The sequence below is a fragment of the Streptomyces sp. CRN 30 genome (assembly GCF_034105845.1).
In genome coordinates this window covers 1-11,336 of the sequence record NZ_JAVRHI010000237.1, presented here as the reverse complement: position 1 = coordinate 11,336, position 11,336 = coordinate 1, and the positions used below count along the sequence as shown (strand labels likewise).

At 72.6% G+C, this 11,336-nt stretch carries 10 protein-coding genes, 1 tRNA gene and 1 pseudogene; 11 read left to right on the top strand and 1 reads right to left on the bottom strand.

Annotation, left to right across the window (positions count from 1 at the left end; genetic code table 11):
• The 8 genes and pseudogenes from UW392_RS25410 to UW392_RS25375 form a co-directional block, all read left to right on the top strand.
• Positions 1-522: pseudogene (locus tag UW392_RS25410) on the top strand (hypothetical protein); the annotation flags it as partial.
• Between the two features lie 95 nt (positions 523-617).
• Entirely contained in the window at positions 618-1,043 is a 426-nt protein-coding gene (locus UW392_RS25405; RefSeq protein ID WP_320777440.1) for a phage tail protein, read from the top strand.
• A 53-nt stretch (positions 1,044-1,096) separates the two neighbouring features.
• A complete protein-coding gene (locus tag UW392_RS25400) occupies positions 1,097-1,816 on the top strand; it encodes a LysM peptidoglycan-binding domain-containing protein (RefSeq protein ID WP_320777439.1) in 720 nt (239 codons plus the stop codon).
• Positions 1,816-3,738 carry a VgrG-related protein gene (locus tag UW392_RS25395; RefSeq protein WP_320777438.1) on the top strand — a complete coding sequence of 641 codons (1,923 nt, stop codon included), beginning with the start codon at positions 1,816-1,818 and terminating at the stop codon, positions 3,736-3,738. The genes UW392_RS25400 and UW392_RS25395 overlap by 1 nt, the downstream gene beginning before the upstream one ends.
• Positions 3,739-3,769: 31 nt before the next feature.
• Complete coding sequence (locus tag UW392_RS25390; RefSeq protein WP_320777437.1) at positions 3,770-4,222, top strand: GPW/gp25 family protein; 453 nt, start codon at positions 3,770-3,772, stop codon at positions 4,220-4,222.
• Entirely contained in the window at positions 4,222-6,180 is a 1,959-nt protein-coding gene (locus UW392_RS25385) for a putative baseplate assembly protein (RefSeq protein ID WP_320777436.1), read from the top strand. The genes UW392_RS25390 and UW392_RS25385 overlap by 1 nt, the downstream gene beginning before the upstream one ends.
• Before the next feature lie 53 nt (positions 6,181-6,233).
• Positions 6,234-6,746 carry a phage tail protein gene (locus UW392_RS25380; RefSeq protein ID WP_320777441.1) on the top strand — a complete coding sequence of 171 codons (513 nt, stop codon included), beginning with the start codon at positions 6,234-6,236 and terminating at the stop codon, positions 6,744-6,746.
• Entirely contained in the window at positions 6,743-8,056 is a 1,314-nt protein-coding gene (locus UW392_RS25375; RefSeq protein ID WP_320777435.1) for an NADase-type glycan-binding domain-containing protein, read from the top strand. Before UW392_RS25380 ends, UW392_RS25375 begins: the two co-directional genes overlap by 4 nt.
• 70 nt (positions 8,057-8,126) lie before the next feature.
• Here the strand turns inward: UW392_RS25375 and UW392_RS25370 are convergent.
• Positions 8,127-8,200: transfer RNA gene (locus UW392_RS25370), tRNA-Thr, on the bottom strand.
• A gap of 267 nt (positions 8,201-8,467) precedes the next feature.
• Between UW392_RS25370 and msiK the strand changes: the two genes are divergently transcribed.
• The 3 genes from msiK to UW392_RS25355 all read left to right on the top strand — a co-directional run bounded on the left by msiK (position 8,468) and on the right by UW392_RS25355 (position 11,157).
• Positions 8,468-9,604, top strand: a complete 1,137-nt coding sequence (msiK, locus tag UW392_RS25365; protein ID WP_320777434.1) for a diacetylchitobiose ABC transporter ATP-binding protein MsiK — start codon at positions 8,468-8,470, stop codon at positions 9,602-9,604.
• Positions 9,605-9,811: 207 nt separating this feature from the next.
• Positions 9,812-10,279, top strand: a complete 468-nt coding sequence (locus tag UW392_RS25360; RefSeq protein WP_320777433.1) for a hypothetical protein — start codon at positions 9,812-9,814, stop codon at positions 10,277-10,279.
• A 146-nt stretch (positions 10,280-10,425) separates the two neighbouring features.
• Positions 10,426-11,157: a nucleotidyltransferase family protein gene (locus UW392_RS25355; protein ID WP_320777432.1), complete on the top strand. Its 732-nt coding sequence runs from the start codon at positions 10,426-10,428 to the stop codon at positions 11,155-11,157.
• The last annotated feature ends 179 nt before the right edge of the window (positions 11,158-11,336 follow it).

The following is an 11,336-nucleotide window of genomic DNA, read 5'->3' as shown; positions in this document are numbered from 1 at the left end:
GCGTCCGCGGCGACCGCGGCTCCCGGCCCGCTTCCCGTCGCCACCCTCACCCCGCCCCGTACCGCGGCCGCGCCGCCCCAGCCGCTTCCGCAGCGCGCCGGGCCCGCGGGCGGCGAGGGGACCGCCGTACAGCGGCTGTCGTCGCGGTCGGCCACCGGCGCGCTCGCCGCCGCCGCGTTGGCCGCCGCCAACCCGATGAACCTGTTCAAGCCGCGCCAGGGGCAGGACGGCCACCACGGGCACGAGGGGCACAGCGGCCCTCCCGCCGAGGTCCCGCCCCCGTCCTACAGCGAGCTGCCGCCCCCCGGTCACACGTCGCACGTCAGCGCGGCCGCCGCCCGGCCGGAACCGGCGCCCGTGCCCGCCCCCGTGCCGGCCGCCGCGTGGAACCCCAAGGACCTGACCGACGCCCAACTCGACGCGCTGGTGCACCGGATCATCGGCCGCGTGACCCGACTGGTCCGCACCGAACTCCGGATGGACCGCGAACGGATCGGCAGACTCCGCGACGAACGTCGCTGACGAACCGCCGCCCCGGCCGTCCGGCCCCGTTCCGTTCCGCCCGCTCCGCCCGCCCCACCTCGCTCCGACCGCCCCGAAAGAAAGGCCGATCCTCGATGCCGACCCGCCAGGACCCGGGTTCCACCATCTGGTTCTCCCTCTCGATCGACGGCCAGAGCCTCGGCTACTGGAACGGGTGCGAGGGCCTGTCCTCCCAGGTGGAGATCGAGCAGCGCCAGGAGGGCGGCAACAACGGCTTCGTCTGGCAACTGCCGACCCGCGTCACCTTCACCAACGTCCGGCTGACCCGTCCGATCACCCCGGACACCACCAAGGTCGCCAAGTGGATCTCCTCCGTGCAGACCGGGATCAAGCGGCCCACCGGCACGATCGTGGCCCGGCGCGCGGACGGTTCGGAGGTCGCCCGCTGGGGGCTGCTTGAGGTCCTGCCGGTGAGCTGGCAGGGCCCGTCCTTCGACGCCGGGAACCCGGCCGTCGCCACGGAGGTCCTGGAGATCGCCCACCACGGCTTCACCGACTGAGCCGGACCCACAGGACCAGCTGAACCAGCGTTACGAAAGGAGCGGCAGACCCCATGGCCAAGAGCAGCGGCGCCGGGAAGAGCCTCGTCCACGCCACCCTCGCCATTCACGAGCCGCCCACCGGCGACAGCCCCTCGCCGGGCGGCCTCATCAAGAACTTCTCGTTCCAGTTCAACCCGGCGCAGCTGAGCCTGTCCCGTCAGGCCAGGTGGCAGGATTCCGACTCGGCGGCGACGCGGAACGGCCCCGTGCCCGAGTTCATGGGCGCGGTCCCCCGTGAGCTGTCCCTGGAGATCTTCCTGGACACCTCGGACAAGCCCGACGACAACAAGGTGCTCAAGCAGGTCGAGTCCCTGATGAAGTGCTGCGTGGTGACCGACGCGAGCCTCGCCGCCGACAAGCCCTCACCGCCCTGGGTCATCTTCCAGTGGGGTTCCTTCTCCACCGCCCGGTTCGTCTCCTACGTGAGTTCCGTCGAGGCGTCGTACACCCTGTTCTCGACCTCCGGCACCCCCATCCGCGCCGCCTGCCAGCTCCGGCTGCACGAACTGCCGCACGCCACCCAGGGCCAGAACCCGACCTCGGGCGCGCTCACCGCGCAGCGCGTGCACCGCGTCGTCGCCGGCGACTCCCTCCAGTCGCTGGCCTGGCAGGAGTACGGGGACGCCTCCGCCTGGCGGGCCATCGCCGAGGCCAACGAGATCGACAACCCCGGACAGCTCCCCACCGGCACCGACCTGCTCCTCCCCGCCACCTCCGAGGTGCGTCGCTGATGCCGCCGCTGACGTACTCCAACATCATCCAGGTCAAGATCAACGGTATGGAGCTGCGCAAGACGATCGCGCCGCTCCTCATCGAGGGCTGGGTGGACCAGGGCGTCGGTGTCCCCGCGGCCTTCCGCATCACCTTCCGCGACCCCAACCGCACCCTCCTGAAGCGGCTGGGCGTCAACTTCGGCACCAAGGTCGTCCTCACTCCCCTCGCCAACGGCAAGGGGGCCGGCGACCCGCTGCTGACCGGCGAGGTCACCGCCCTGGAGGCCGACTACGACGGCACCGGCTCCTTCACCGTCATCCGCGGCTACGACCTCGGCCACCGCCTGCTGCGCCAGCGCCGCGTCGCCGCGTACACCAACCAGACCGCCTCCTCGATCGTGCGGAAGCTGGTCGGCCTCAACAGCGTGCCGGTCGGCCGGATCGAGTCGACGAAGACGCCGTACGAGTTCATCAGCCAGGGCAACGTCACCGACTGGGACTTCATCGCGCGGCTCGCCGACGAGAACGAGATGGTGATGTCGCTGGACGCCAAGGGCAAGTTCAACTTCGTCTCGCCCAAGCCGTCCTCGGGCGCGCCGTCCCCGCAGACGGACGGCGAGAAGAGCCCGTTCGTGCTCCAGGCCCGGCACGACATCCTGCGGCTGCGCACCGCCGTGACCGCCGCCGACCAGGTCGCCAAGACGGAGTCGCGGGGCTGGGACGTCAACCTCGCCAAGGAGATTGTCGCCACCTCCCCGGCCACCACCAACCCGGGCTTCGACATCGGCACCACCCCCGGCGGCGCGGCCCGCTTCTTCAAGCCCGCCAAGCTGGTCCAGACGGACACGCCCTACGACAAGCAGGCCGAGGTCACCTACGCCGCGAAGGCGCTCGCCGACGACGTCACCTCCGCCTTCGCCGAGCTGGAGGTCACCGTCCGCGGCAACCCCAAGCTGCGGCCCGGCGTCCCCGTGGCCCTCGCCGACACCGGCAAGCCCTTCGAGGGCAAGTACACCGTCACCTCCGTCCGGCACAGCTTCGGCGACGGCCAGCACTACGAGTCCGCGCTCACCGTCAGCGGCCGGCAGTGGCGCTCGCTGTACGGACTGGCCTCCAGCGGCGCCGGGGTCGCGCCGAAGCTGCCCAGCGTCGCCAACGCGGTCGTCACCGATGTCACCGACCCGCTCAAACGAGGCCGGGTGAAGCTCAAGTTCCCGTGGCTGGACGACACCTACGTCAGCGACTGGACGCGTTCGGTGCAGCTCGGCGGCAAGGGCGGCGGCGGTTTCTTCCCGATGGACGTCGGCGACGAGGTGCTCGTCGCCTTCGACCGCGGCGCCCTGGACCACCCCTTCGTCATCGGCGGTCTCTACAACGGCCGGGACAAGGAGACCAAGAACGACGTGCAGCTCTACACCGGCGCCCGCAACCAGGCCAGCCGGCACACCATCTCCGACCGCACCGGCAACCGCGTCGACCTGCTCAGCGCGAAGCTGACCCGCAAGCAGGGCGTACGGATCAAGTCCGGCGACGACAAGCTGACCATCAACCTGGACCGCGCCCAGACCGAGATCAGCATCGACAGCAAGGGCACGGTCAAGATCACCGGCAGCCGGTCGGTGAAGATCGACGCCGGCACCAGCATGACGCTCACCGCCGCCCGCAGCCTGACCATCAAGAGCGGCGGCCCGCTCACCCTGCAGAGCGGCGGCCTGATCAACATGCGGGCCGCCATGCAGGTCGGCATCAACGCGGGAGCCGCCCTGAACCTGACGGCGGGCGGGGTCGCGAACCTGACCGGCGGGGCCATGACGAACGTCACCGGCACCGCAGGGCTGAACCTCAACTCCCCCGTCAACACGAGGGTCCTCGGCGCCCAGTTCTCGGTCGTCGCCCCGATCTTCAAGGTCATCACGATCCCCGTGCCGGGTGCGTCGTGACCCGTGGTACTGGAAGGCAGGTGGCTCCCTGATGGCCGAGCAGTTCGTCGGTTCCGGCTGGTCGTTCCCGCTGCGCATCGGACCGACCGGGGGCATCGCCCTGGTCAGCGGGGAGAAGGAGATCGAGGAGGCCATCCGGCTCGTCCTGTCGACCGCGCCGGGCGAGCGGCCGATGCGCCCCGACTTCGGCTGCGCCATCCACGACCTGGTCTTCGCCCCGGTCAACGAGGAGACCGCCGGCCGCATCCAGCACGAGGTGTACATCAGCCTGGACCGCTGGGAGCCGCGCATCGAGGTGCACGACGTGGAGGTGTCGGTGGGCCCGGAGGAGAGCACCCTCCTCATCGACGTCCGCTACTCGATCCGCGGCACCAACAACCCGCGCAGCCTCGTCTTCCCGTTCTACGTCATCCCCTCCCACGAGGAGCCGGGCGCACCCGCGCCGTCCGACGGCCCCGGCAGCCTCCCCGAAAGCGACTCCTGATGCCCCTGCCCTCCCCGAACCTCGACGACCGCCGCTTCCAGCAGTTCGTCGACGACGCCAAGCGCTACATCCAGCAGCGCGCCCCGGAGTGGACCGACCACAACGTCTCCGACCCCGGCGTCACCCTCGTCGAGACGGTCGCGCACATGGCCGACCAGATCGTCTACCGGCTCAACCGGGTCCCGGAGAAGAACCACCTCGCCTTCCTGGACCTCGTCGGCATCACGCTCTTCCCGCCGACCGCGGCCCGCACCGACATCACCTTCTGGCTGTCCGCGCCGCAGGAGGAGGCCGTCTCCGTGCCGGTCGGCACCGAGGTCGCCACCCTGCGCACCGAGAACGAGGAAGCGGTCGTCTTCGCCGTCGACCGGGAGCTGCGCATCGTCTCCAGCGCCCTGCGCCACCTGGTGGTGCAGCAGGCCGGCGAGGCCGTCGCCGACCGCACCCACGACCTCGCCGAGGGCACCGACATCCTGTGCTTCGCGGAGTCCCCGCGCCCCGGCGACTGCATGCTCCTCGGCCTCACCGCCGCCGTGCCGCACTGCGCCGTCGTCCTCGGCCTCGACAGCCGCGTCGACGGTGTCGGCGTCGACCCCCGCCAGCCGCCGCTGGTCTGGGAGGCGTGGACCGAGGACGGCTGGCAGCCCTGCGAGGTGGACCGCGACGGCACCGGTGGTCTCAACCGCCCCGGCGAGGTCGTCCTGCACGTCCCCGGCACCCACGTGCTCTCCCGCACCGGCGGGCACGAGGCCGGCTGGCTGCGCTGCCGGGTCACCGAACCCCTGGCCGACCAGCCCTTCTACACCACCTCGCCGACCGTCAGGTCCGCCGAGGCGTGCACCATCGGCGGCACGACCGGCGCCGTGCACGCCGAGACGGTCGACGACGAGGCGCTCGGCGAGTCCACCGGCCTGCCCGGCCAGCGGCTCCGTCTCGCCCACGCCCCCGTCGTCGGCGACACCCCGCCCGTGCTGTTGCAGAGCGCCGAGCACGACGGCTGGGCCGACTGGGAGGTCGTACCGCACTTCGCGGGCTCCCGCCCCGACGACCGGCACATCACCCTCGACCCCACCACCGGCGAGATCGCCTTCGGCCCCTCGGTCCGCGAACCCGACGGCTCCCTGCGCCAGTACGGCATGGTCGCCCCCAAGGGCGCGGTGCTGCGCGCCCGCCGCTACCGCACCGGCGGCGGCCGGGCCGGCAACGTCGCCCGCGGCGCCGTCCGCATCCTGCGCACCTCCATCCCGTACGTCAGCGAGGTCGTCAACCGCGAGGCCGCGCGCGGCGGCGTCGACGGCGAGACGGTCGAGGAGGCGAAGGTCCGCGCGCCGATCACGCTGCGCGCCCAGGAGCGCGCCGTGACCCTGCGCGACTACGAGGAACTGGCCCGCCGCGCCGCCCCGGAGACCGCCCGCATCACCTGCCTGGAGGGCGACGAGAGCGAGCACGGCGCCTACGCGGTCCGCGTCCTGGTCGTCCCGCAGGCCGTCCCGGACCCCGGCGGGCGGCTCCGCTTCGAGCAGCTCGTCCCCGGCGACGCGCTGCTCGACCGCATCACCCGCTACCTGGACCAGCGCCGCCTGATCGGCACCCGGCTCGCCGTCGGCCCGCCCTTCTACCAGGGCGTCACCGTCGTCGCCACGCTGCACGCCTTCCGCGCCGCCGACACCGACCGGGTCCGCCGCCAGGCCCACGACGCCCTCTACCGCCACCTCGACCCGCTCACCGGCGGCGCCGACGGCAAGGGCTGGCCCTTCGGCCGCCCCGTGCAGGCCGGGGAGATCTTCGCGGTGCTCCAGCGCGTCCCGGGCGTGGAACTCGTCGACGAGGTGATCCTGCACGCCGCCGACCCGCTGACCGGCAAGCGCGGCGACGCCACCGACCGCATCGACCTCGACGCGCCGTCCCTGGTCTTCTCCTTCGACCACCGCGTCCGCGTGATCGGGGACGACCGGTGACCACGTCCACGCGCGGCGCGGTCGACGGCCTCGGCTCCTCGGCCCCCATCGGCATGATGCTCCCGGCCGTCTTCGCCGACGACGACCTCGCGCTGCGGTTCGTCGGCGGCCTCGACGACACCCTCGCGCCCATCCACAACGTCCTGGACTGCCTGCACGCCTACTTCGTGCCGTCCCTCGCCCCCGCCGACTTCACCCGGTGGCTCGGCGACTGGATCGGCGCCGAGACCGACGGCACCGAGGCCGAGGACCGGCTGCGCGCCGCCGTGGCCGCCGCCGCCGCGCTGCACCGCGTACGGGGCACCCGGCGCGGCCTGTCGGAGGCGGTACGGCTGGCCTTCGGCGTCGAACCGGAGATCAGCGAGAGCGGCGGCGCCCGGTGGGACGCCCGCCCGCTCGGCCCGGTCCCCGGCGACCGCCGCCCGCACCTGCACGTCAGCGTCCGCCTGCCCGACCCGGTCCCGGCGGACACCCACCGCCTGGACGCCCTCGTCGCGGCGGCCCGTCCCGCCCACATGCCCTACACGGTCCAGGTGACCGCCGCCGAAAGGACTTCGGAGAGATGACCACGCAGAACTGCGCGGAGTGCGGCACCCGTGCGGAACCGGGCCAGTCGTTCTGCGACGCCTGCGGCTCCGTGCTCAGCTGGGAGGTCTCGTCGCGTTCCCGCGGGTCCGCCCCGGCGGCGGCGTCCACGGCGCCCACCGCGTCCGCCGAGGGCCGGTCCACGGGCTCCACCACCCCGCCCCCGCCCCCGGCTCCGGCCCCCACGGCGACGGCCGCCCCGGCACCGGCACCCGCCGACCCCGCCGCCCCGACGACGCCCATCCCCACCCAGCGCGGCACGGAGGAGCCCCCGGCGGCCACCGCCGTCCCCGGCACCGGCCTGCCCGGCGGTGCCTCCACGTCCTACGACGCCGAGGCGGACACGGCCCCGCGCCCGAACGCGGCCGCCGCTGCCCCCGCGAGCGACGACACGATGACGTCCCGGGCCCGCTCCCTCCTCGTCCCCGTCGCCGACCCGGAGGCCCGCCCCGCGCCGGTGGACCCGGCCGTCGCGCCCGTCCTGCCCGGCATCCCCGTCGCCGACCGGCCGCAGGTCCGCGCCCCCGGCATCCACGACGGCGAGAGCGGCCCGCCCTGCGTCTGGTGCGCGACCCCCAACCGCGTCGACCGGCACTACTGCGTCCGCTGCGCCATGCCGCTGGCCGGCGACGACCGCCCCGACGACCGGCCGCTGCCCTGGTGGCGCCGCCTGTTCCGCGGCAACCGCGAGACGCCGTGGGCCGGCGACCGCCCGCGCCTGCGCCGCACCTTCGACCGGATCGGCACCTGGATCTGGGCCGCGATCGGTGTCACCGCGATCATCTGCGGCATCATCTACATCCCGGACGGCATCGCGGCCACCCGCGACCACTTCGCCAAGCGCGCGCCCGTCACCCCGGACACCTTCAAGGCGTCCCGGTCCTACCCCGGCCACAAGCCCGAGCTGGCCTTCGACATGCGCAGCAACACCTGGTGGGGACCGGGCGTGAACCAGTCCGGCGAGGGCCAGTGGATCGAGGCCCGCTTCACCGAGCCGGTCCGGCTGCTCAACGTGATCATCACCTCCGGCACCTCGTCCCGCGCCGAGAAGCTCACCGAGAACGCGCTGCCGCACCGCATCGAGGCGAAGATCACGATGAAGGACGGCACCACCAAGACCCGCGACCTCAACCTGGACCAGGCGGCCGGCGGCCAGTCCCGCGCCTTCCGCGTCGGCGAGGTCACCGCGGTCCGCTTCACCATCAAGTCCGCCTACGGCGCCTCCGGGAAGAAGCAGGTCTCCATCGCGGAGATCGAGTTCTTCAGTCGCTCGGCGGGCGACCGCACCTGACGGGCACACCGGCCGGACAGAACGGCTCCCCGCCTCGTCATGAGGCGGGGAGCCGTTCCGCGTGTCGCTGAGCCCCCTGTCGGATTCGAACCGACGACCTACGCATTACAAGTGCGTTGCTCTGGCCAGCTGAGCTAAGGAGGCGCCGCCCGCCGACCGGCGCGGAGGCTGCTCCACTGTACACAGAGCCGGTTTCCCCGAGCCATGCGAATCTCACATGCCTCCAGGTACTGACAGACCAGGTGAACGCGAGGTAGCGTCCAGCATCGGTTCACCTGTGTGGCCTACACCAGGCGCGAACCCCCACAACTGAACATCCACGGACACCGCGACGGACTTCCCCGTCGTGGCACCGCCTTCCTACAACGGATCGTCCGGCACGTTCCTGCCGGTAGAAGGGGGCCCATCTCCATGGCCACTGTCACGTTCGACAAGGCGACCCGGGTGTACCCGGGCTCCACCAAGCCCGCCGTCGACGGTCTCGACATCGAGATCGCGGACGGCGAGTTCCTCGTCCTCGTCGGTCCGTCCGGCTGCGGCAAGTCGACCTCGCTCCGCATGCTCGCGGGGCTGGAGGACGTGAACGGCGGCGCCATCCGCATCGGCGACCGCGACGTCACGCACCTGCCACCCAAGGACCGGGACATCGCCATGGTGTTCCAGAACTACGCGCTCTACCCGCACATGACCGTCGCCGACAACATGGGCTTCGCCCTGAAGATCGCCGGCGTCAACAAGGCGGAGATCCGGCAGAAGGTCGAGGAGGCCGCGAAGATCCTCGACCTCTCCGAGTACCTGGACCGCAAGCCTAAGGCGCTCTCCGGTGGTCAGCGCCAGCGTGTGGCGATGGGCCGCGCGATCGTCCGTGAGCCGCAGGTCTTCCTCATGGACGAGCCCCTGTCCAACCTGGACGCCAAGCTCCGCGTGTCGACGCGTACGCAGATCGCCAGCCTCCAGCGCCGCCTCGGCATCACCACCGTCTACGTCACCCACGACCAGGTCGAGGCCATGACGATGGGCGACCGGGTCGCCGTCCTCAAGGACGGTCTGCTCCAGCAGGTCGACACCCCGCGCAACATGTACGACCGCCCCGCCAACCTCTTCGTCGCCGGCTTCATCGGCTCCCCCGCGATGAACCTCATCGAGGTGCCGATCACCGACGGCGGCGTGAAGTTCGGCAACAGCGTCGTGCCGGTCAACCGTGAGGCCCTGAAGACCGCCGCCGACAAGGGCGACCGCACGGTCACCGTCGGCGTCCGACCCGAGCACTTCGACGTCGTCGAGCTGAACGGCGGCGCCGCCGCGGGCCTGTCGAAGGCCACCGCCGACGCCCCGGCGGGCCTCGCGGTCTCCGTCAACGTCGTGGAGGAGACCGGCGCCGACGGCTACGTCTACGGCACGGTCCAGGTCGGCAGCGAGACGAAGGACCTCGTGGTCCGCGTCAACAGCCGCGCGGTGCCGGAGAAGGGCACCACGCTGCACGTCGTGCCGCGGCCGGGCGAGACCCACGTCTTCTCGACCTCCACGGGCGAGCGCCTCACCGACTGACGCGTCCCGCGCGGCAGTTCACCCGCGTTGACGAATCGGGCCCCGCGGCCTTGCCGCGGGGCCCGATTCGTTGTCGACAAATACCCCGACACAGCGGACGTTTCGAGTGGTGTGCGTCAACCCCCTACCCACTTCCGGGCCCATCTTCATCCCCCGAACCGGTGACTAAATGTCGCCAAATCATCACCGGACGCTACCCTCACTCGCGTGAAGCACTCCTCGAAGCACTCCGCCGCCCCTCAGACGCGAAGCGGCCAGGGCCCGGCCCGCCGGATCGGCCGCTCCCTCGCCTTCGTCCTGCCCGTCGTCCTGGTGCTCTCCGGAACCCTCGCGGTCACCCGGGTCAACTGGTCGGGGGACCCCTCGAACTCGGTGCTCACCGCGTCGGACGCGGCGGCACCCGACGCCTCGGTGCCCGCCGTGACCCGCGCCCCGCACGAGGTGCTGCGCGACCGGCTGCTGACCGAGCTCCAGGAGGAGGACCCGGGCGTCGCCCTCACCCACCTCCAGGAGGCCGTGAACGACCGCCCGTCCCTGGCCCGCCACTGCGCCTCGATCGCCCGCGCCCTCGGCCGCGCCGCGGTCCGCGTCTACGGCCCGACCCGCGCCCAGTCCTACTCCCGCCCGGTCTGCGACACGGCCTTCGCCTCAGGCGTCCTGGCGGCCCACGGATAGCGGGGGCTGCGCCCCGCGGGGGCGCGGGGCTGTATCACTGCGCGGCTCCGCCGCGTGGGCGCGACCAACCACCCGCACCCGCACCCGCCGAACCACCCCCACCCCCACCCCCTTGGCCGCGCCCACCCGCCCCCTACAGTGCGGTCATGACCGACCCCACCTCCACCCCCCGCCCCACCCAGGCAGTGATCCTGGCCGGCGGCCAGGGCAGCCGGCTGCGCCCGTACACCGACGACCGCCCCAAGCCGATGGTGGAGATCCCCGGCACGGGCACCCCGATCATCGGTCACCAGCTCGCCTGGCTCGCCGAGGAGGGCGTGACGGACGTGGTGGTCTCCTGCGGCCACCTCGCCGACGTCCTCGAGAAGTGGCTGGACGGCACGGAGCTGCCGGTCTCGGTGACGACGGTCGTGGAACCGGAGCCGCTCGGCCGCGGCGGCGGACTCAAGTACGCCGCGGCCCGCCTCCCGCACCCGGACCGCCCCTGGTACGCCACCAACGGCGACATCTGGACGCGTTTCTCACTGCGCGACATGGCCGACTTCCACACCGAGCGGGACGCCGTCGCGACCCTCGCCCTGGCCCGTCCGCGGCTGCCGTGGGGCGCCGTGCAGACGGACGGCTTCGGCCGCATCACCGACTTCATCGAGGCACCCCCGTCGACGTTCGAGATCAACGCGGGGGTCTACGTCTTCTCCCCGGCCTTCGCCGAGCTGCTACCGTCCCGCGGTGACCACGAGCGCACCACGTTCCCGCGCCTCGCCCGGGAGCGCCGCCTGTCCGGGTTCCCGATCCCGCAGGGCTCCTACTGGCGGGCGATCGACACCGCGAAGGACCTGACGGAGGCGGCGAAGGAACTGGCGGCCCTGGGCCACTGAGGAGCGCACACGCAGACGCCCGGCGGGCCCCGTACACCTGGTGTACGGGGCCCGCCGGGCGTTCGCCGACCGTCGGTCCGCGGGTCCTCAGCCCAGCAGGCCGCCGACGAGTCCGGGCCGCCCCGGGGACGGCGCTCCGCCGTCGCCCGCGTCGCCCGTGCCGGCGCCACCGGGGGCGT

Coding starts and splice junctions, on each gene's coding strand:
- UW392_RS25375 (WP_320777435.1), top strand. CDS start 6,743: ATGACCACGCAGAACTGCGCGGAGTGCGGCACCCGTGCGGAACCGGGC.
- UW392_RS25390 (WP_320777437.1), top strand. CDS start 3,770: ATGGCCGAGCAGTTCGTCGGTTCCGGCTGGTCGTTCCCGCTGCGCATC.
- UW392_RS25380 (WP_320777441.1), top strand. CDS start 6,234: ATGATGCTCCCGGCCGTCTTCGCCGACGACGACCTCGCGCTGCGGTTC.
- UW392_RS25405 (WP_320777440.1), top strand. CDS start 618: ATGCCGACCCGCCAGGACCCGGGTTCCACCATCTGGTTCTCCCTCTCG.
- msiK (WP_320777434.1), top strand. CDS start 8,468: ATGGCCACTGTCACGTTCGACAAGGCGACCCGGGTGTACCCGGGCTCC.
- UW392_RS25385 (WP_320777436.1), top strand. CDS start 4,222: ATGCCCCTGCCCTCCCCGAACCTCGACGACCGCCGCTTCCAGCAGTTC.
- UW392_RS25395 (WP_320777438.1), top strand. CDS start 1,816: ATGCCGCCGCTGACGTACTCCAACATCATCCAGGTCAAGATCAACGGT.
- UW392_RS25355 (WP_320777432.1), top strand. CDS start 10,426: ATGACCGACCCCACCTCCACCCCCCGCCCCACCCAGGCAGTGATCCTG.
- UW392_RS25400 (WP_320777439.1), top strand. CDS start 1,097: ATGGCCAAGAGCAGCGGCGCCGGGAAGAGCCTCGTCCACGCCACCCTC.